This window comes from Streptomyces sp. NPDC005263 (genome assembly GCF_042872365.1).
In the GTDB taxonomy this organism is placed as follows: Bacteria; Actinomycetota; Actinomycetes; order Streptomycetales; family Streptomycetaceae; genus Streptomyces.
The window spans coordinates 879718-900216 of sequence record NZ_JBIAKJ010000003.1 but is presented as its reverse complement, the minus strand read 5'-3'; the positions used below and the strand labels follow the sequence as shown (position 1 = coordinate 900216).

Here is a 20499-nt window from a genome sequence, read left to right as displayed (position 1 = left end):
CCCCGCGGACCTGACCTACTTCTCCATGCCCCGGTTCAACTGGTTCAGCAGGCGCGCCAGTTCCGCGACCTCGCGGGAGTCCCAGTCCTCCAGCCGACCGGCGTACCGGGCCCGCCGTGCCTCACGCACCCTGGTCACCCGTTCGTGGCCCTCCTGGGTGAGGGCGATCAGCCAGGCGCGGCCGTCGGCCGGGTCCGGTTCCCGGGCCACCAGGCCGAGTTCCTCCAGCGCACGCAGCTGACGGGACATCGTGGCCTTGCCGACACCGATGTACCCGGCGAGCGCGGTGGCCCGCTGACGTCCGCATTCGTCCAGCCGCACGAGGAGGCCGTACGCCGCGGACTCCAGGTCCGGGTGGACCTCGCGGGCCATCTCGCCCTGGTTGGCACGGGCGCGTCGCAGCAGAACGGTCAGTTCGCGTTCCAGCGCGAGGAACGCGGGCTGGTCCACACCGCTCGCGGGGACGTCGGATTCGACTTGGCGTCCGTCGCCGTTCCCGTCTTCGTGCACGTCAGCCCCTGCCTCGGTTTCCCGATCCTGAAAAGTTTCCGCCGAGCGCCGTCGTCGCCGCGGCTCCGCCAGTATTTCGCAGGGCCGGACCAACGGTGGCCTTCGCCCCACCTGCGCGGCTTCTTCGTCCGGCCGGGGACGGGCGTGGTGCGCGGCGCACAGGCGAAGGCCCGGGCCTCCCTCACGGGACCCGGGCCTCCCCTCATCCGACCGCGTCCGTCACGCCGCGACCGGAACCTCCGGCGCGGCCCCGTTCGTCGCGGGGGCCAGCGCCAGCTCCAGGACCTGGCGGACGTCCGTGACGGCGTGGACGTCGAGCTTGTCCAGCACCTCCGCCGGGACGTCGTCCAGGTCGGGCTCGTTGCGCTTGGGGATGACGACCGTGGTGACACCCGCCCGGTGCGCGGCGAGCAGCTTCTGCTTCACCCCGCCGATGGGCAGGACCCGGCCGGTCAGCGAGACCTCGCCGGTCATCGCGACGTCCGTACGGACCAGACGGCCGCTGAGCAGCGACGCCAGCGCCGTCGTCATCGTGACACCGGCGCTCGGCCCGTCCTTCGGCACCGCGCCCGCCGGGAAGTGGATGTGCACGCCCCGGTCCTTCAGGTCCGCGACCGGCAGCTCCAGTTCGGCTCCGTGCGAGCGCAGGAAGCTCAGCGCGATCTGCGCCGACTCCTTCATGACGTCGCCCAGCTGGCCCGTCAGCGTCAGGCCCGCCGCGCCGGTCTCCGGGTCGGCCAGCGACGCCTCGACGAACAGCACGTCACCGCCCGCTCCGGTGACCGCGAGCCCCGTCGCCACACCCGGCACGGCGGTGCGCCGCTCCGCCGGGTCCTGGGCGGACTCCGGCACATGGTGCGGCCGGCCGATCAGCGCGCGCAGGTCCTCGTCCGTGACGGTGAACGGCAGTTCCCGCTCGCCCAGTTCGTGCTGGGCCGCGACCTTGCGCAGCAGCCGCGCCACGGAGCGCTCCAGGGTTCGGACGCCGGCCTCGCGGGTGTACTCGCCGGCCAGCTTGCGCAGCGCGCCCTCGTCGAGGGTGACCTCGTCCTTGTTGAGGCCGGCCCGCTCCAGCTGGCGGGGCAGCAGGTGGTCACGCGCGATGACGATCTTCTCGTCCTCGGTGTAGCCGTCGAGCCGGACCAGTTCCATGCGGTCGAGCAGCGCCTCCGGGATGGCTTCCAGCACGTTGGCCGTGGCCAGGAAGACGACGTCCGACAGGTCGAGTTCGACCTCCAGGTAGTGGTCCCGGAAGGTGTGGTTCTGCGCCGGGTCGAGGACCTCCAGCAGAGCCGCGGCCGGGTCGCCCCGGAAGTCGGACCCCACCTTGTCGATCTCGTCCAGCAGGACCACCGGGTTCATCGACCCGGCCTCCTTGATCGCGCGCACGATCCGGCCGGGCAGCGCGCCGACGTAGGTACGCCGGTGGCCGCGGATCTCCGCCTCGTCCCGCACCCCGCCGAGCGCGACCCGCACGAACTTCCGTCCCATGGCGTGCGCGACGGACTCGCCCAGCGAGGTCTTGCCGACACCGGGCGGGCCGACGAGCGCGAGCACGGCACCGCCGCGCCGCCCGCCGATGACACCCAGTCCCCGGTCGCTACGGCGCTTGCGGACCGCCAGGTACTCGGTGATCCGTTCCTTCACGTCCGCCAGCCCGGAGTGCTCGGCGTCCAGCACCGCCTTGGCGCCCTGGATGTCGTACACGTCCTCGGTCCGTTCGTTCCACGGCAGTTCGAGGACGGTGTCGAGCCAGGTGCGGATCCATGAGCCCTCGGGCGACTGGTCGCTGGACCGCTCCAGCTTGTCGACCTCCTTGAGGGCGGCCTCGCGGACCTTCTCGGGCAGGTCGGCGGCCTCGACCCGGGTCCGGTAGTCGTCGGACTCCTCGCCCTCCGACTCGCCGTTGAGCTCCCGCAGTTCCTTGCGTACGGCTTCCAGCTGGCGCCGGAGCAGGAACTCCCGCTGCTGCTTGTCGACGCCCTCCTGGACGTCCTTGGCGATGGTCTCGGCGACGTCCTGCTCGGCGAGGTGGTCGCGCAGTTGCTGAGCGGCGAGCTTCAGCCGGGCCACCGGGTCGGCGGTCTCCAGGAGCTCCACCTTCTGCTCGGTGGTCAGGAAGGGCGAGTAACCGGAGTTGTCGGCCAGGGTGGACACGTCGTCGATGGCCTGCACCCGGTCCACGACCTGCCAGGCACCCCGCTTGCGCAGCCACGCCGTGGCCAGTGCCTTGTACTCCTTGACCAGTTCGGTGACGTGACCGGGCAGCGGCTCGGGCACGTCCTCGTCGATGCGGACGCCCTCGACCCAGAGGGCGGCACCGGGTCCCGTGGTCCCCGCGCCGATCCTCACCCGGCCCCGGCCGCGGATCAGCGCGCCCGGGTCACCGTCGGCGAGCCGGCCGACCTGCTCGATGGTGCCGAGCACACCGGTGCTCGCGTATGTCCCGTCGATGCGCGGCACCAGCAGAACCCGGGGCTTGCCGGGCTCCGAGCGGGCGGCGGCCTGGGCGGCCTCCACGGCGGCGCGTACATCGGCGTCGTTCAAATCCAGCGGAACCACCATGCCGGGCAGCACGACCTCGCCGTCGAGCGGCAGCACAGGCAGAGTGAGCGGTGTGGACGTCGAAGCCATGATCTCCCCTTCGGCATTCAAGTTGAGCTATGCCGACTCAATGCATGTGAGCGCTTGAATGTTCCCCATGGGGCGTTCGCTGTGAGCGATCACGTTCGGGGAGGCGGAAACGGGCCGTCCCTCGGCCCAACAGCCGGACGGTCCGGAAGATGCCCGTTGATATCGGGGAGTTACCCGGCGGTGGTGGCCGGGTGGGCCCGGCGAGCGCGCCGCGTCACCGGCCAGGTGGCCACGCCGATCCCCAGCGAGATCAGGTGCCCCCAGTTCGTCATGGGGTCCGTGAACGCGATCAGGTCCAGCACCACCATCCCGCCGAAGGCGGCCAGCAGGGGCCGGCGCAGCCAGGGCGTGAGGAGTCCGGCGAGGGCGCCCACGCAGGTGGCGACGCCGAAGCTGACGCCGTAGTCGAGGCGGTGCAAGGAACTGTCGGGCAGGTGCCCGGCCAGGACCGCGAGCCCCACGGCCCCCTCGGTCGCCAGGGTGGCGAGGACATGCCCGAGCAGGAAGACCCCGGCGGTGCGCACGCCGCCGATCCGGCGCTCCAGAGCCGTGAGCGCCAGCAGCAGACCTGTCGCGTACGGCGACAGGAGCCCGCCGGCGATCCACAGCGCGCTGGCCGGCAGCACCACCATCGGCCACCGCACCAGGTGGGCCACATCGGTGCTGGAGGCCTGGTGCAGGGTGTGCACGACGGCGGGGTCGGCGTACGCGGTGATCAGCGAGGTGACGGCGAGCAGGGCGACGTACCCGAAGGTGAAGGGAGTTCCGGTGGGCGTGGGGAGCAGCCGCCAGGGGCGGGGGCGCCGGGCTGCCGCGGGGGCGGCGGGTGTGGACGCCGCGACGGGGGTGGCGGGCGGGGGCGAAACGGTGGTCGTGGCCGGGGCGGTCGGGTTCCGCTGCCGCGGCATCGCCTCCAGCAACCCCGCGGCGTCGGGCAGACCGGTGCCGACGGACGCCTCGGAGGGAGCCTCGTACGCCGCCTCGCACCGCACGCGACCGGGATCGCCGCCGGGCATCCCGCACGGAGTACCGCACGGCGAAGGAGCCACATCCGCCGTCGTGTCGGCGGCCGTCACGGTCCGGTTCACGGTGAGGCGCTCCTTCCGTTTCGCCCACCCTTGGCCGTCCCGCACGGCACTGTCTATGACCGGCGCCACGAAAGCCGCCATTCACAGCGACTTCCCAGGGAAAATTCGCGCGCCCCACCCGGCACGGGACTGCCAGGATGGGCCGATGCTCACCCCGAACGACACCCCCGAAGTCCTGGACCGTCGCGAGGGCCCGTACGGCGAGGTCGTGCTGCGCCGCCACGGTGGACTGCTGCAGATCATCGCCAACGGATGCTTCCTGATGGACACCTCCGACGGCCGCTCGGAGCGGCGGCTGGTCGACACGGCACTGGAGGCTCTCGACGGACGGGCCGAGCCGAGCGTGCTGATCGGCGGTCTCGGCGTCGGCTTCTCCCTCGCACACGCCGCCGCCGATCCCCGCTGGGGCCGCATCACGGTGGTCGAGCGCGAGGCCGCGGTCGTCGACTGGCACCGCGAGGGGCCGTTGTCCGGTTTATCCTCTCGGGCGCTCGCCGATCCGCGTACCGAGGTTGTGGAAACCGATCTGGTCGCGTTCGTCAATGAGACATGCGACACATTCGACGCGCTGTGCCTCGACATCGACAACGGCCCCGACTGGACGGTCACCGAGGGCAACCACGGTCTCTACTCACCAGCCGGACTCACCAGCTGCGCAAGGGTGTTGAGGCCGGGAGGGGTGCTGGCGGTGTGGTCCGCCCAACCCTCTCCGGAATTCGAGGGAACCTTGCGGAATGCCGGGTTCCAACAGGTGCGTACCGAAGAGATCCCGGTTGCCCGGGGCGTGCCGGACGTCGTGCATCTCGCCGTCCGACCTGGATAGCAAAGAAACGGTGACTCCCCGTACTCTGCTTCCCTGACGCCGATCATTCAAGCGTCAAGCGCAGTCATGCGCAGACAAGGGATCACCCCACTGGTTCCGGAATTGCACACCTCAGGGGCGGGCGATGGAGCAGACACACACCTCCCACAACGGCACGGCGGCGACCCAGGGCGCACAGCGCCGGGTTCTGGTCGTCGAGGACGATCCGACGATCGTGGACGCCATCGCGACCCGCCTGCGCGCCGAGGGATTCCTCGTGCAAACGGCGGTCGACGGCCCGTCCGCCGTGGACACGGCCGAGGCCTGGCAGCCCGATCTGCTGATCCTCGACATCATGCTGCCCGGCTTCGACGGTCTGGAGGTCTGCCGACGCGTGCAGGCCGCCCGTCCGGTGCCGGTGATGATGCTCACCGCGCGCGACGACGAGACCGACATGCTGGTCGGGCTCGGGGTCGGCGCCGACGACTACATGACCAAGCCGTTCTCGATGCGCGAGCTGGCGGCGCGGGTGCACGTGCTGCTGCGCCGGGTCGAGCGTGCCGCGCTGGCCGCCGCCACTCCGCGCAGCGGCATCCTGCGGCTCGGCGAGCTGGAGATCGACCACGCGCAGCGCCGGGTACGGGTGCGCTCCGAGGACGTCCATCTGACGCCGACGGAGTTCGACCTGCTGGTCTGCCTGGCCAACACGCCGCGTGCGGTGCTCTCCCGGGAGCAGCTGCTGGCGGAGGTGTGGGACTGGGCTGACGCCTCCGGCACCCGTACGGTCGACAGCCACATCAAGGCCCTGCGCCGGAAGATCGGCGCCGAGCGGATCCGCACGGTGCACGGAGTGGGTTACGCCCTGGAGACGCCGACGCCATGAGCGAGGGTCCGGCCGGACGGAGAGGCCCCGGGGAGCCCTGGGGCGGCGTACGCCCGTTCTCGATCAAGACGAAGCTGGGCGCTCTGGTCGTCACGTCGGTGCTGATCACCACCGGCCTGTCGATGATCGCGGTGCAGACCAAGACGGAGCTTCGCTTCATCACGGTCTTCTCGATGATCGCCACACTGCTCATTACGCAGTTCGTGGCGCATTCGCTCACCGCGCCGCTGGACGAGATGAACGCGGTGGCCCGCTCCATCTCGCACGGCGACTACACCCGCCGGGTGCGGGAGAACCGCCGTGACGAGCTGGGCGACCTGGCCGAGACGATCAACCGCATGGCGGACGAGCTGGAGGCCCAGGAGCGGCAGCGCAAGGAACTCGTGGCGAATGTCTCGCACGAGTTGCGCACGCCGATCGCGGGCCTGCGGGCGGTCCTGGAGAACATCGTCGACGGTGTGACCCAGGCCGACCCGGAAACCATGCGGACGGCCCTGAAGCAGACCGAGCGGCTCGGCCGGCTGGTCGAGACCCTGCTGGACCTGTCCAGGCTGGACAACGGGGTCGTACCGCTGCGAAAGCGGCGTTTCGAGGTGTGGCCGTACCTGTCGGGCGTGCTGAAGGAGGCCAACATGGTCGCCTCGGCGCGCGCCGGCATCGCCTCCGGCTCCGGCAGCCACACCCGTACGGACGTCCATCTGCACCTGGATGTGTCCCCGCCGGAGCTGACCGCGCACGCGGACCCGGAGCGGATCCACCAGGTAGTGGCGAATCTCATCGACAACGCGGTCAAGCACAGCCCGCCGCACGGGCGGGTCACGGTGAAGGCGCGGCGCGGGTCCCGCTCCGAGTCCCTGGAGCTCGAGGTGCTCGACGAGGGCCCCGGCATTCCGAGGTCGGAGTGGCACCGGGTCTTCGAGCGGTTCAACCGCGGCAGCGTCAACCGGCCGCACGGCCCCGGCAGCGACGGCGGTACCGGGCTCGGCCTGGCGATCGCCCGCTGGGCTGTGGATCTGCACGGCGGCCGGATCGGAGTGGCCGAATCCGAGCGGGGCTGTCGGATCCTTGTCACCCTTCCGGGACTTCCCTCTCTGCCAAGTTGACGTAAAGTTCGAAGCGAAGCCACAAGATCCATCGGTGTCCGCCGCGGCGTACACGTGTGATCAGGCAGAGGCCCGCGCGTTCGACGCGCCGAGGCCCGGTCGCGTCATCCCTCGCGCAACAGAACCACGTTTTTTTCCCGCCATTTCCAGCCCCGAAACCCGCTCTTCGATGTGACTTACACGACGATGAACGGGCCCGGCCTGACCTACCCCGTCAAGGGGGCGTAGCCTTTATTCCCGCTGTCCATCACCTTGTGAAGCGGAAGAGGGCGGTTGCCGCCGTGTCGCCACAGTCCCCCAGTAACTCGAGCATCTCGACCGACACCGACCAAGCGGGGAAGAACCCCGCGGCCGCGTTCGGACCCAATGAGTGGCTCGTCGACGAGATCTATCAGCAGTACCTCCAGGACCCGAACTCGGTAGACCGTGCCTGGTGGGACTTCTTCGCCGACTACAAGCCGGGCGCTGCCGTCGCCTCGGCTCCGGCGGGTACTGCGGCCGCGGGGGCCGCAGGGACCACCACCCCGGCCGCGCCTGCCGCCCCGCAGGCGCAGGCGCCCGTACCGGCCCCGGCTGCCGCTCCCGCGCCCGCCGCGAAGCCCGCCGCCGCTGCTCCGGCGCCCGCCAAGGCCGCCGCGCCGGCTCCGGCTCCGGCCCAGGCCGCGAAGCCCGCCGCCGCCAAGCCGGCGGCCAAGGCCGCGCCCGCCACGGCGTCGTCGGGCGGTCCTGAGCTGGTGACGCTGCGCGGCCCCGCCGCCGCCGTCGCGAAGAACATGAACGCCTCCCTGGAGCTGCCCACGGCCACGTCCGTGCGCGCGGTCCCGGTGAAGCTGCTCTTCGACAACCGCATCGTCATCAACAACCACCTGAAGCGCGCCCGGGGCGGGAAGATCTCCTTCACGCACCTGATCGGCTACGCGATGGTGCAGGCCATCAAGGCCATGCCGTCGATGAACTGGCACTACGCGGAGAAGGACGGGAAGCCCACCCTCGTCAAGCCGGAGCACGTCACCTTCGGCCTGGCCATCGACCTGGTGAAGCCGAACGGCGACCGCCAGCTCGTCGTCGCCGGCATCAAGAAGGCCGAGACGCTGAACTTCTTCGAGTTCTGGCAGGCCTACGAGGACATCGTCCGCCGCGCCCGCGACGGCAAGCTGACGATGGACGACTTCTCCGGTGTCACGGTCTCCCTGACCAACCCCGGCGGCCTCGGCACCGTGCACTCGGTCCCCCGTCTGATGCCCGGCCAGTCGGTCATCATGGGCGTCGGCTCGATGGACTACCCGGCGGAGTTCCAGGGCACCTCCCAGGACACCCTGAACAAGCTCGGCATCTCGAAGGTCATGACGCTCACGTCGACCTACGACCACCGGGTGATCCAGGGCGCCGCGTCCGGCGAGTTCCTGCGCATCGTCGCCAACCTCCTCCTCGGCGAGGGCGGTTTCTACGACGAGATCTTCGAGGCGCTGCGCATCCCCTACGAGCCGGTCCGCTGGCTCAAGGACATCGACGCCAGCCACGACGACGACGTCACCAAGGCCGCCCGGGTCTTCGAGCTGATCCACTCCTACCGGGTCCGCGGCCACGTCATGGCCGACACCGACCCGCTGGAGTACCGCCAGCGCAAGCACCCCGACCTGGACATCACCGAGCACGGGCTCACCCTGTGGGACCTGGAGCGCGAGTTCGCCGTCGGCGGTTTCGCGGGCAAGTCCCTGATGAAGCTGCGCGACATCCTCGGTGTGCTGCGCGACTCGTACTGCCGCACCACCGGCGTCGAGTTCATGCACATCCAGGACCCGAAGCAGCGCAAGTGGATCCAGGACCGCATCGAGCGCTCGCACACCAAGCCGGAGCGCGAGGAGCAGCTGCGCATCCTGCGCCGGCTGAACGCGGCGGAGGCCTTCGAGACCTTCCTGCAGACCAAGTACGTCGGCCAGAAGCGCTTCTCCCTGGAGGGCGGCGAGTCCGTCATCCCGCTGCTCGACGCGGTCATCGACAGCGCGGCCGAGTCGCGCCTGGACGAGGTCGTCATCGGCATGGCCCACCGCGGCCGGCTCAACGTGCTCGCGAACATCGTCGGCAAGTCGTACGCGCAGATCTTCCGCGAGTTCGAGGGCAACCTCGACCCGAAGTCGATGCACGGCTCCGGCGACGTGAAGTACCACCTGGGCGCCGAGGGCACCTTCACCGGCCTGGACGGCGAGCAGATCAAGGTCTCGCTGGCCGCCAACCCCTCGCACCTGGAGGCGGTCGACCCGATCCTCGAGGGCATCGCCCGCGCCAAGCAGGACATCATCAACAAGGGCGGCACGGACTTCACGGTCCTGCCGGTGGCCCTGCACGGCGACGCGGCCTTCGCGGGCCAGGGCGTGGTGGCCGAGACCCTGAACATGTCGCAGCTGCGCGGTTACCGCACCGGCGGCACGGTCCACGTGGTCATCAACAACCAGGTCGGCTTCACCGCGGCCCCCGAGTCCTCGCGTTCGTCCATGTACGCCACGGACGTGGCCCGCATGATCGAGGCCCCGATCTTCCACGTGAACGGCGACGACCCGGAAGCGGTCGTGCGGGTCGCGCGGCTGGCCTTCGAGTTCCGCCAGGCGTTCAACAAGGACGTGGTGATCGACCTCATCTGCTACCGCCGCCGCGGTCACAACGAGTCGGACAACCCGGCGTTCACCCAGCCGCTGATGTACGACCTGATCGACAAGAAGCGCTCGGTGCGCAAGCTGTACACCGAGTCCCTGATCGGTCGCGGCGACATCACCCTGGAAGAGGCCGAGCAGGCCCTGCAGGACTACCAGGGCCAGCTGGAGAAGGTCTTCACGGAGGTCCGCGAGGCCACCTCGCAGCCGTCCTCGGTGGAGCCCGCGGACCCGCAGGCCGAGTTCCCGGTGGCGGTCAACACGGCCGTCTCCACGGAGGTCGTCAAGCGGATCGCCGAGTCCCAGGTCAACATCCCCGACAACATCACCGTCCACCCGCGTCTGCTGCCGCAGCTGCAGCGCCGGGCCACGATGGTCGAGGACGGCACGATCGACTGGGGCATGGGCGAGACGCTGGCCGTCGGCTCCCTGCTCCTGGAGGGTGTCCCGGTCCGGCTGTCCGGTCAGGACTCGCAGCGCGGCACCTTCGGCCAGCGCCACGCGGTGATCATCGACCGTGAGACCGGCGACGAGTTCACGCCGCTGATGTACCTCTCCGAGGACCAGGCGCGCTACAACGTCTACAACTCCCTGCTGTCCGAGTACGCGGTGATGGGCTTCGAGTACGGCTACTCGCTGGCCCGCCCCGACGCGCTCGTCATGTGGGAGGCGCAGTTCGGCGACTTCGTCAACGGCGCGCAGACGGTCGTGGACGAGTTCATCTCGTCGGCCGAGCAGAAGTGGAGCCAGACCAGCGGCGTCACGCTCCTGCTCCCCCACGGCTACGAGGGCCAGGGCCCGGACCACTCGTCCGCCCGCCCGGAGCGCTTCCTCCAGCTGTGCGCGCAGAACAACATGACGGTCGCGATGCCGACGCTCCCGTCGAACTACTTCCACCTCCTGCGGTGGCAGGTGCACAACCCGCACCACAAGCCGCTGGTCGTCTTCACCCCGAAGTCGATGCTGCGTCTGAAGGCCGCCGCGTCGAAGGCGGAGGAGTTCACCACGGGCCAGTTCCGCCCGGTGATCGGCGACGAGTCGGTGGACCCGGCGGCGGTCAAGAAGGTCGTCTTCACCGCGGGCAAGGTCTACTACGACCTGGAGGCCGAGCGGAAGAAGCGCGGCGCCACGGACACGGCGATCATCCGCATCGAGCGCCTGTACCCGCTCCCGGGTGCCGAGCTCCAGGCCGAGATCGCCAAGTACCCGAACGCCGAGAAGTACCTGTGGGCGCAGGAGGAGCCGGCGAACCAGGGTGCCTGGCCGTTCATCGCCCTCAACCTGATCGACCACCTGGACCTCGCGGTCGGCGCGGACGTGCCCCACGGTGAGCGGCTGCGGCGGATCTCCCGTCCGCACGGCTCCTCGCCCGCGGTGGGTTCGGCCAAGCGCCACCAGGCCGAGCAGGAGCAGCTGGTGCGAGAGGTGTTCGAGGCGTAGTAACCCTCCTCGCGCAGGCCGTACGTGACCGGGCCGCACCCTCCGTCGGGGGGTGCGGCCCGGCCGTTTCCGCGATTTATCCTTGAGCCATGTACTTCACCGACCGAGGTATCGAAGAGCTGGCGAAACGGCGCGGCGAGGAAGAGGTCAGCTTCGAGTGGCTCGCCGAGCAGTTGCGGACCTTCGTCGACCTGAACCCGGACTTCGAGGTGCCGGTGGAGCGGCTGGCGACGTGGCTGGCCCGGCTGGACGACGAGGACGACGAGGACGACGAGTAGGGGGCGTACGGGACAGCGTGCGTGGCTTGGGTGCGGGGCTCCTGATGGGGCCCCGCTTCTGCGTGCGGTGTCCCGTGCCGTCCGCTGGGATCACCGGATTGGGTGTCTTGACTTTCCGTGTCCGCGATATATCGTGAATAGCGAGAGGACGCGATATGGCGCGTTACAACGGGGAGGTCTGCACCATGCCCGAGTGGTCCGTCACGGAGCCCACCAAGCTCACATTCGACGATCCCGTCACGACCCTTCACGTACGCATCGTCAGCGGAACGGTGAACGTGGTGGGCACGGACGAAGGTTCCGCACGCCTGGAAGTCTCCGAGATCCAGGGACCGCCCCTGACCGTCACGCTGGACGGCGACACGCTCACGGTGGCGTACGACGACCTGCCGTGGAAGGGCTTCCTCAAGTGGCTCGACCGGAAGGGCTGGCGGCGCAGCGCCGTCGTCTCGCTGGCGGTACCGGCGGACACCCGCGTGGAGGTGGGCGTGGTCGACGCGGGGGCCGTGGTCTCCGGGCTGCGCGGGCCGTCCGTCGTCAAGGGGGTCACCGGCGACACGACCCTCGTCGCGCTCTCCGGCCCGGTCCGCGCCGACACGGTCTCCGGGAACCTGGAAGCACAGGCCGTCACCGGCGAGCTCCGGTTCAACTCGGTCTCCGGGGATCTCACGGTCGTCGAGGGCTCCGGCCCGTCCGTGCGTGCCGACTCGGTCAGCGGCTCCATGATCGTCGACCTCGATCCGGACGGCCCCACCGACATCAGACTGACCAGCGTCTCGGGCGAGATCGCCATCCGGCTGCCCCAGCCCGCCGACGCGGACGTGCAGGCCAACACCGCGAGCGGCACGATCTCCAACGCCTTCGAGGGCCTGCGGGTGCACGGCCAGTGGGGCGCCCACAAGATCACCGGCCGCCTCGGCGCGGGTACCGGCAAGCTACGGGCAACGACCGTCTCCGGTTCCATCGCCCTGCTGCGCCGACCTCCCGGGGAGGACGAGAGCGCCCCCTGGGAGGACCGGAGCGGCACACCTCAGGGCGCCGGACCCGCGAGCGGCGCCCCGGCGCAGGGACCGCGGGGCGACTCGGGAGACAATTCCGTTTCCGGCCCGGGCAGCGGCTCGACGAGCTCCCAGGCCGACGGCACGACCGACAAGAAGGTGCTCTGACATGCCCCCCGTCTTCGCCCATGGCCGCCTCCGCCTCTACCTGCTGAAGCTGCTGGACGAGGCCCCGCGTCACGGCTACGAGGTGATCCGCCTCCTGGAAGAACGCTTCCAGGGTCTGTACGCACCCTCGGCGGGCACCGTGTACCCGCGCCTGGCCAAACTGGAGGCCGAGGGCCTGGTCACCCACACCACCGAGGGCGGCCGCAAGGTGTACGCCATCACGGACGCCGGCCGCGCCGAGCTGGCCGACCGCAGCGGCGAGCTGGCCGACCTGGAGCTGGAGATCCGCGAGTCGGTCGCGGAACTCGCCGCCGAGATCAGGGCCGACGTGCGCGGAGCTGCGGGCGACCTGCGGCGGGAGATGCGGGCGGCGGCGTCCGAGGCGCGCAGGGGTTCCGCTTCCCGTGGCTCCGGCGCCCGGACCGACGGCGGACAGGACAGCCCTTTCGGGGGCTTCACGGACGACACCGACCACGAGGCGTGGCGTGCGGCCAAGGAGGAGATGCGCCGCGTCAAGCAGGAGTGGAAGGAACAGGCCCGGCGCGCCAAGGACGAGAGCCGGCGGGCCCGCGAGGAGGCCCAGCGTGCCCGCCGCCAGGCCAAGGAGGCGCAGGAGCACGCCCGGACACAGGCCCAGGAGGAGGTACAGCGCATCGCCCGGCGGGTCCAGGAACAGGTGCAGGACCACTTCGCGCGGGGCGACTGGCCGACCGGGGTGCGTGAGGGTCTGAGTGAACTGGCCAAGGAGTTCGGCGAGTTCGGGAAGGACTACGGCAAGGAGTTCGGGAAGGACTTCGGCTTCGGACGCGGCCACGGCCCCACCGAGAAGGCGGCACCGGCCCCCGAGTACACGCACACCCCGGAGGACTTCCCCGCCGAGTACGAGCCGTCCTGGGCCCATGAGGACCCCACGGGCGACCCGTCCCGAGACCTGGAGCGCCTGCTCGACCGCTTCCGCGACGACATCCGCGATGCCGCCCGCGACCACGGCGTCACCCCCGACCAGCTCCGCGACACCCGCCGCCACCTCTCGACAGCGGCAGCCCACATCGGGGCGCTACTCCGCACACCCAGGCCCTGAGAACCCACCCTGGGCAACGCCGTCAGGCAGCGCGCTCGGGCAGTCTCGCCTGGCAGCACGGTCGAGCGGCCGACCCCTGCCGACAACTCCGCCGGCCGTCGACTCCGCCGCTCCGCCGGATCGCTCAGCTCGCCCTGCCCTCGCTCTCGTCCTCGCCGTACAGCACCCGCAGCAGGGACTCGTACGTCACCCCGTGGTCGGCGAGTACCTCGGCGGGGACGCCGGGGCGGGCGGTGAGGGCCAACAGGATGTGCTCGTCGCCGATGTGACGGTCGCGGCGGGAGACGGCGATCCGCAGCGCCCTCTCCAGGGTCTCCTTGGCGCCCCGCTCGAACGAACGGCGCCCTGACCACCCTGCCTTGTCCTTCCGGTCGCCGGACATCGCGCCGACGCCGTGCACTTCCTCGACCCGGGCGACGATCTCCGAGACATCGATCCCCAGCCCGGCCAGGGCGTCGGCCTCGGCCTGGGACAACCCGGCCCGCCGTCGCGCCTCGACCAGCGCCGCCCGGACCTCGTCCCCGCGCTCGGCCAGCCCGAGCGCGGCCAGCGCGAACGAGCCACGGCCCGCCTCCCCGTCGAGGAGAGCCAGCAGCATGTGCTCCGCCGCCACGGACGGCGCTCCCGACCGCTCGGCGTGCTCGACCGCCCCCCGCACCACGTCCCGGGCGTTCTTGGTGAACCGCTCGAACATCAATGCCTCCCGTACTTCTTGTGCACGGCCTGCCTGCTCACACCGAGTTCCGCGGCGATCTCCTGCCACGACCAGCCCTGATTGCGTGCCCCACGCACCTGCACCGCCTCCAACTGCTCCAGCAGCCGGCGCAGCGCGGCGACGGCCCGCAGCCCCACCCGGGGATCGCGGTCACCCGCTCGCTCGGCGAGATCCGTTGCTTCGGTCATGATGTCAACCTACGTTGACACCAACCCAGGCGTCAACCTTCGTTGACAACAAAGGTCCCCGGATACGCCGACGGCCGGCCCGGGAACCGGACCGGCCGAGAGGGGGCGGCGGGATCGCTAAGCGTTCGTGAGCACGATCTTGCCGAACTGTTCTCCGGATGCCAGTCGCTCGAAGCCCTCTCGGGCTCGGTCCAGCGGCAGCACCTCGTCGATGACGGGACGTACACCGGTGGCGGCGCAGAAGGAAAGCAGGTCTTCCAGCTCGTCCTTGGTTCCCATCGTCGACCCCACGACCTTGAGCTCCAGGAAGAAGATCCGGGTCAGCTCGGCGTGCGCGGGCCGGTCGCCACTCGTGGCCCCGGAGATGACGAGCGTGCCACCCGGCCTCAGCGACTTGATCGAGTGCGACCAGGTGGCGGCGCCGACCGTCTCGATCACGGCATCCACGCGCTGGGGCAGCCGCGCTCCCGGCTCCAGCGCCTCCACGGCTCCGAGTTCGACGGCCCGCTTGCGCTTCGCCTCGTCCCGGCTGGTGGCGAACACCCGCAGCCCGGCCGCCTTCCCGAGCACGATGGCCGCCGTGGCCACGCCACCGCCTGCACCCTGGACGAGTACCGAATCTCCAGGACGCACATTCGCGTTCGTGAAGAGCATGCGGTAGGCCGTCAACCAGGCGGTCGGCAGGCAGGCGGCCTCCGCGAAGGAGAGCTCCTTGGGCTTGGGCAGGACGTTCCAGGTGGGCACGGTGACCTGTTCGGCGAACGTGCCCTGGTAGTGCTCGGTGAGGATGGAAGGTCGTTCCTTGGGACCGACGCCATGACCGCTCTGCCCGACGACGGAGTGCAGGACGACCTCGTTGCCGTCCTCGTCGACGCCGGCGGCGTCACAGCCGAGGATCATCGGCAGCTTGTCCTCGGACAGGCCCACCCCCCGCAGTGACCAGAGGTCGTGGTGGTTGAGGGAGGCGGCCCGGACGTTCACGGTGCTCCAGCCGGGGCGCGCCTCGGGAGCGGGCCGCTCTCCCAGTTCGAGGCCGGTGAGCGGCTGATCACGGTCGATGCGGGCGGCGTAGGCAGCGAACATGACCTTGACGATAGGCTCCGCCGACGCCCCCGGGGAACCACGGAGCGCTGTGACACACGCCCTCTTGTCAGAGCGCGGAGACGGGCCTACGGACGACGCCTCCCAGCCTCACCCCAGCCTGTCCCGCGCTCCACCCGACGGGCTGACGAGTCGGCAGAGAAATGGCCCCGTCCGCCGAGCGGACGGGGCCATCACAACCGGACGGACCTCAGCGACGAGCCACGCCCTCGGCCCGCGCCGCCGCGGCCACCGCCGCCGTCACCGCGGGGGCCACCCGCTCGTCGAACGGCGAGGGGATCACGTAGTCCGGGGCGAGATCGTCCCCGACCACCGCCGCAAGCGCCTCGGCGGCCGCGATCTTCATGCCCTCCGTGATCCGGGACGCCCGCACCTGCAACGCCCCCGCGAAGATGCCGGGGAAGGCCAGCACGTTGTTGATCTGGTTCGGGAAGTCCGACCGCCCGGTGGCCACGACCGCCGCGTACCTGTGCGCGACCTCGGGATGCACTTCGGGGTTCGGGTTGGCCATCGCGAACACGAAGGCGCCGTCCGCCATCGAGGCCACCGCGGGCTCCGGGACCGTACCGCCGGAGACGCCGATGAAGACGTCGGCGCCTTCCAGCGCCGCCTCCAGCGACCCGGTGATGCCGGCCTTGTTCGTGAAGGAGGCCAGCTCCCGCTTGACGGACGTCAGATCGTCCCGGTCACCCGAAACGATTCCCTTGCGGTCCGCGACGGCGACGTCCCCGATGCCGGCCTCGACCAGCATCTTCGCGATCGCGACACCGGCCGCGCCCGCGCCCGAGATGACGGCCCGGAGCTCACCGATGCCCCGGCCGGTCAGCTTCGCCGCGTTCCGCAGAGCCGCCAGCGTCACGACCGCCGTACCGTGCTGGTCGTCGTGGAAGACCGGAATGTCCAGCCGCTCCTGCAGCTTCCGCTCGACCTCGAAGCACCGCGGCGCCGAGATGTCCTCCAGGTTCACGCCGCCGAACGACGGGGCGAGCCGCACCACGGTCTCGACGATCTCGTCGACGTCGGTGCACGCCAGCGCGATCGGCACGGCGTCGACGCCCCCGAACTGCTTGAACAGAATCGCCTTCCCCTCCATCACCGGAAGGGAGGCCTCTGGCCCGATGTCACCGAGCCCGAGCACCGCCGTACCGTCGGTCACGACGGCGACCACGGACGACTTCCACGTGTAGTCGTGGACCAGCTCCGGCTGCTCGGCGATGGCGCTGCACACCTTCGCCACGCCGGGCGTGTACGCCAGGGACAGGTCGTCCTTGTCACGGACGGGCACGGTGGCCTGCACGGCCATCTTGCCGCCACGGTGCAGCGCGAACGCCGGATCGAAGGAATCGAGGGGCTCGGCCCCGCCTTCCTGGTCCGTATTGCTGTCGCTGCGAGGATTGACGATCTCCGCTGCCACTTTGTTCTACCCCTTAGGTATGCATGGTTTGAGGGTGGCCACTCCTGGTTGAGAAGTGGGCGGGCACCGCGTACTGCCCTTGCATGGTGCTGCGTACGGGGGGTACGTACGGGCACATACGCGACGGGCGCGCCGCACACGCGCCCCTGAGCCCCGGATGAGGGGTGTAAAGAACCTTCTTACCGGACGAACGGCGCCGAGGACGAGTCCAATGGGTCACATGGCTTGCAAGATCACATCCCACGTCCCGTCCGCCACGCCAATCCGGCGGCACGGAGACTCGTGCTGGTGACATGAATCATGACGAAACTTAGCCGCGGGCCCTCAAGGGCCCCTTGACGGACGCTGAACCGATGTCGAACCGGCCCCTGACCAGCTCCGCGCTCCGCCGTGACCTCGAAACCCGTCCTGAGGGGCGGCCGGAGATCCTGCGGCCGGAACGACAGATTCCTGCAGATGGCGCGGTCAGGATGTACCGACCTGGCCCGATTCATGGGTGGCTCGTTATCCGATTTTGACATGGCGGGCGCCCTGCACGCCTTCGTCCGAATGGCAAGATGCGGTCATCACACGAGGTCGCGACACTCGAAGGTGTGTGCTCTTCGTCGCTTCGCGACCCAGACAGCTGCCGAAACCCCTCGGCGGCGCCCGCCCCATCGGCAACTCCACCCTTCCGCCGGAGGAACTGACCATGACCGCAAGCTCCACCCGTCGTACGACCGCGCACTCCCGGACAGCAGCGGTCGGTGCGATCGCGGTCGCAGGCGCGCTGATACTCACCGGTTGCGGTGACCAGACCAAGAAGGACTCGGGCAGCACCACCAGCAGCACGGCCCCGCTGGCGGGCAAGCTGCCGCAGTCGATCCGTGACAAGGGTGTCATCAAGGTCGGCTCCGACATCGCGTACGCGCCCGTCGAGTTCAAGGACAGCTCCGGCAAGACGGTCGGCATCGACCCCGACCTCGCGGCCGCGATGGGCAAGCAGCTGGGCGTGACGTTCGACTTCCAGAACGGCACCTTCGACACCCTGATCACCGGTCTGCGCTCCAAGCGGTACGACATCGCCATGTCCGCGATGACCGACACGAAGGACCGCCAGCAGGGCATCGACTCCGACACCGGCAAGAAGGTCGGCGAGGGCGTCGACTTCGTGGACTACTTCACCGCGGGTGTCTCGATCTACACCAAGAAGGGCGAGGACCAGGGCATCAAGACCTGGTCCGACCTGTGCGGCAAGAAGCTCGTGGTGCAGCGCGGCACCGTCTCCGAGGACCTCGCCAAGTCCGAGGCGAAGAAGTGCACCGGCGGCAAGACGATCGCCCTCCAGTCCTTCGACAACGACCAGCAGGCCCAGACCCGGCTGCGCGCGGGCGGCGCCGACGCCGGCTCCTCGGACTTCCCGGTGGCCGCGTACGCGGTGAAGACCTCCGGCGGCGGCAAGGACTTCCAGCTCGTCGGCGAGCAGGTCGAGGCGGCGCCGTACGGCATCGCGGTCGCCAAGGACCAGACCCAGCTGCGGGACGCCCTGAAGGCGGCCCTGGACGCTGTGATCAAGAGCGGCGAGTACCAGAAGATCCTTACGAAGTGGGGTGCCGACGCCGGCGCCATCAAGGCAGCCGTCATCAACGGCGCCAAGTGACCGCGCGCGGGCACTGAAAGGCAACACCCGTGACTGTTGACATCGACAAGACGGACGGACCGGCGGACACCCCGCCGCCCGGCCCGACGGCGATCAAGGCCATCCCGGTCCGGCACTACGGGCGGTACGTCTCCGCCGTGGTCGCCGTCGCCGTACTGGCCGGCATCGTCTACGCGTTCTCCCAGGGCAAGATCAACTGGGGAGCCATCCCGGACTACTTCTTCAACGACCGCATCCTCGGCGGCGTGGGCAAGACGCTGCTGCTCACGGTGCTGTGCATGCTGATCGGCGTCGTCGGCGGCATCCTGCTGGCGGTGATGCGCCTGTCGAAGAACCCGGTCACCTCGTCCATCGCCTGGTTCTACATCTGGTTCTTCCGCGGCACCCCGGTCCTGGTCCAGCTCATCGTCTGGTTCAACCTGGGCCTGGTCTTCGAGTACATCAACCTCGGGCCGATCTACAAGGACGAGTGGTCGCAGTTCATGACCCCGTTCCTGACGGCTCTGCTGGGCCTCGGCCTCAACGAGGCGGCGTACATGGCGGAGATCTGCCGCGCGGGTCTGCTCTCGGTCGACGAGGGCCAGACCGAGGCGGCGCACGCGCTGGGCATGAGCCACGGCAAGACGTTGCGCCGGATCGTCGTCCCGCAGGCGATGCGGGTGATCGTGCCCCCCACGGGCAACGAGGTCATCAACATGCTGAAGACGACCTCGCTGGTGTCCGTGGTCCAGTATTCGGAACTGCTCCGCGTCGCCCAGGACATCGGCCAGACCTCCGGCGCCCCGGCCGAGATGCTGTTCCTCGCCGCGGCCTGGTACCTGGTGCTGACCTCGGTCTTCAGCGTCGGCCAGTACTACCTGGAGCGGTACTACGCCCGCGGTTCCAGCCGCAGTCTGCCGGCGACCCCGCTGCAGAAGATCAGGGCGAACCTGCTGTCCCTGTCGAACCGTTCGTCCTCGGCGGGAGGTACCGCATGACCGCCATGGTGAAGGCCGAAGGCGTCCACAAGTCCTTCGGTCTGGTCGAGGTCCTCAAGGGCATCGACCTGGAAGTGAAGACCGGCGAGGTGTTCTGCCTCATCGGCCCCTCCGGCTCCGGCAAGTCGACCTTCCTGAGGTGCATCAACCACCTGGAGAAGATCAACGCCGGACGGCTGTACGTCGACGGGGAGCTGGTCGGCTACCGCCAGAAGGGCGACAAGCTGTACGAGCTCAAGGACAGCGAGGTCTCGCTGAAACGCCGCGACATCGGCATGGTCTTCCAGCGCTTCAACCTGTTCCCGCACATGACGGCCGTGGAGAACGTCATGGAGGCGCCGGTCCAGGTCAAGGGTCAGAGCAGGGCCCAGTCCAGGGAGCGCGCCCAGCAACTGCTGGACCGGGTCGGCCTGGCCGACAAGGCGAGCAGCTACCCCTCTCAGCTCTCCGGCGGGCAGCAGCAGCGCGTGGCGATCGCCCGGGCGCTGGCGATGGACCCGAAGCTGATGCTCTTCGACGAGCCGACCTCGGCGCTCGACCCGGAGCTGGTCGGTGACGTCCTCGACGTCATGCGCGACCTCGCCGAGTCCGGCATGACGATGATCGTCGTCACCCACGAGATGGGCTTCGCCCGCGAGGTCGGCGACAGCCTCGTCTTCATGGACGGCGGCGTGGTGGTCGAGTCCGGCGACCCGAGGGATGTCCTGACGAACCCCCAGCATGAGCGGACGCAGGCGTTCCTGTCCAAGGTCCTCTGACCTCTCGGGAAGACGAAGGACGGCGAAGGGCCGGTGCGGCGGGGAACCTCCCGCGGCACCGGCCCTTCGCTTTC

At 69.8% G+C, this 20499-nt stretch carries 17 protein-coding genes; 10 read left to right on the top strand and 7 right to left on the bottom strand.

The window, feature by feature from the left end; genetic code table 11:
• Positions 1–15: 15 nt before the first annotated feature.
• The 3 genes from ACFYRY_RS17770 to ACFYRY_RS17760 form a co-directional block, all read right to left on the bottom strand.
• Entirely contained in the window at positions 16–510 is a 495-nt protein-coding gene (locus ACFYRY_RS17770; RefSeq protein WP_389145784.1) for a MarR family winged helix-turn-helix transcriptional regulator, read from the bottom strand.
• 219 nt (positions 511–729) lie between these two features.
• The gene (lon, locus tag ACFYRY_RS17765; protein ID WP_389145781.1) at positions 730–3144 is read right to left on the bottom strand and encodes an endopeptidase La; all 2415 of its coding nucleotides are present in this window, start codon (positions 3142–3144) and stop codon (positions 730–732) included.
• A 170-nt stretch (positions 3145–3314) separates the two neighbouring features.
• Positions 3315–4232 (bottom strand): rhomboid-like protein, encoded by a 918-nt coding sequence (locus ACFYRY_RS17760; RefSeq protein WP_389145778.1) that lies wholly within the window; start codon positions 4230–4232, stop codon positions 3315–3317.
• A gap of 145 nt (positions 4233–4377) precedes the next feature.
• Between ACFYRY_RS17760 and ACFYRY_RS17755 the strand changes: the two genes are divergently transcribed.
• The 7 genes from ACFYRY_RS17755 (at position 4378) to ACFYRY_RS17725 (ending at position 13633) form a co-directional block, all read left to right on the top strand.
• Positions 4378–5055 (top strand): spermidine synthase, encoded by a 678-nt coding sequence (locus tag ACFYRY_RS17755; protein WP_356763667.1) that lies wholly within the window; start codon positions 4378–4380, stop codon positions 5053–5055.
• Positions 5056–5179: 124 nt separating this feature from the next.
• Positions 5180–5917: a response regulator transcription factor gene (locus tag ACFYRY_RS17750; protein WP_356763665.1), complete on the top strand. Its 738-nt coding sequence runs from the start codon at positions 5180–5182 to the stop codon at positions 5915–5917.
• A complete protein-coding gene (locus tag ACFYRY_RS17745) occupies positions 5914–7020 on the top strand; it encodes an ATP-binding protein (RefSeq protein ID WP_356763663.1) in 1107 nt (368 codons plus the stop codon). Before ACFYRY_RS17750 ends, ACFYRY_RS17745 begins: the two co-directional genes overlap by 4 nt.
• 281 nt (positions 7021–7301) lie before the next feature.
• Positions 7302–11108, top strand: a complete 3807-nt coding sequence (locus ACFYRY_RS17740; protein WP_389145773.1) for a multifunctional oxoglutarate decarboxylase/oxoglutarate dehydrogenase thiamine pyrophosphate-binding subunit/dihydrolipoyllysine-residue succinyltransferase subunit — start codon at positions 7302–7304, stop codon at positions 11106–11108.
• 89 nt (positions 11109–11197) lie between these two features.
• Positions 11198–11386 (top strand): DUF6104 family protein, encoded by a 189-nt coding sequence (locus ACFYRY_RS17735; protein ID WP_389145770.1) that lies wholly within the window; start codon positions 11198–11200, stop codon positions 11384–11386.
• A gap of 185 nt (positions 11387–11571) precedes the next feature.
• On the top strand, positions 11572–12552 hold the full coding sequence (locus ACFYRY_RS17730; RefSeq protein WP_389146315.1) for a DUF4097 domain-containing protein: 981 nt from the start codon (positions 11572–11574) through the stop codon (positions 12550–12552).
• 1 nt (position 12553) lies between these two features.
• The gene (locus ACFYRY_RS17725) at positions 12554–13633 is read left to right on the top strand and encodes a helix-turn-helix transcriptional regulator (protein WP_389145767.1); all 1080 of its coding nucleotides are present in this window, start codon (positions 12554–12556) and stop codon (positions 13631–13633) included.
• Positions 13634–13757: 124 nt separating this feature from the next.
• On the opposite strand, the gene ACFYRY_RS17720 is transcribed toward ACFYRY_RS17725, so the two are convergent.
• From ACFYRY_RS17720 to ACFYRY_RS17705, 4 genes are all read right to left on the bottom strand, one after another.
• Entirely contained in the window at positions 13758–14327 is a 570-nt protein-coding gene (locus ACFYRY_RS17720; RefSeq protein ID WP_389145764.1) for a Clp protease N-terminal domain-containing protein, read from the bottom strand.
• Positions 14327–14536 (bottom strand): helix-turn-helix domain-containing protein, encoded by a 210-nt coding sequence (locus ACFYRY_RS17715; RefSeq protein ID WP_232026758.1) that lies wholly within the window; start codon positions 14534–14536, stop codon positions 14327–14329. The genes ACFYRY_RS17720 and ACFYRY_RS17715 overlap by 1 nt, the downstream gene beginning before the upstream one ends.
• Positions 14537–14653: 117 nt before the next feature.
• A complete protein-coding gene (locus ACFYRY_RS17710) occupies positions 14654–15619 on the bottom strand; it encodes a zinc-binding dehydrogenase (RefSeq protein WP_389145760.1) in 966 nt (321 codons plus the stop codon).
• 208 nt (positions 15620–15827) lie between these two features.
• Positions 15828–17051, bottom strand: a complete 1224-nt coding sequence (locus tag ACFYRY_RS17705; RefSeq protein ID WP_389145757.1) for an NADP-dependent malic enzyme — start codon at positions 17049–17051, stop codon at positions 15828–15830.
• A gap of 691 nt (positions 17052–17742) precedes the next feature.
• On the opposite strand from ACFYRY_RS17705, the gene ACFYRY_RS17700 reads away from it, so the two are divergent.
• From ACFYRY_RS17700 to ACFYRY_RS17690, 3 genes are read left to right on the top strand one after another with little or no spacing between them, the layout of a single operon-like run.
• The gene (locus ACFYRY_RS17700) at positions 17743–18690 is read left to right on the top strand and encodes an ABC transporter substrate-binding protein (RefSeq protein ID WP_389145753.1); all 948 of its coding nucleotides are present in this window, start codon (positions 17743–17745) and stop codon (positions 18688–18690) included.
• Between the two features lie 29 nt (positions 18691–18719).
• Complete coding sequence (locus tag ACFYRY_RS17695; RefSeq protein WP_389145750.1) at positions 18720–19667, top strand: amino acid ABC transporter permease; 948 nt, start codon at positions 18720–18722, stop codon at positions 19665–19667.
• Entirely contained in the window at positions 19664–20425 is a 762-nt protein-coding gene (locus tag ACFYRY_RS17690) for an amino acid ABC transporter ATP-binding protein (protein WP_389145747.1), read from the top strand. The genes ACFYRY_RS17695 and ACFYRY_RS17690 overlap by 4 nt, the downstream gene beginning before the upstream one ends.
• Positions 20426–20499: the final 74 nt, after the last annotated feature.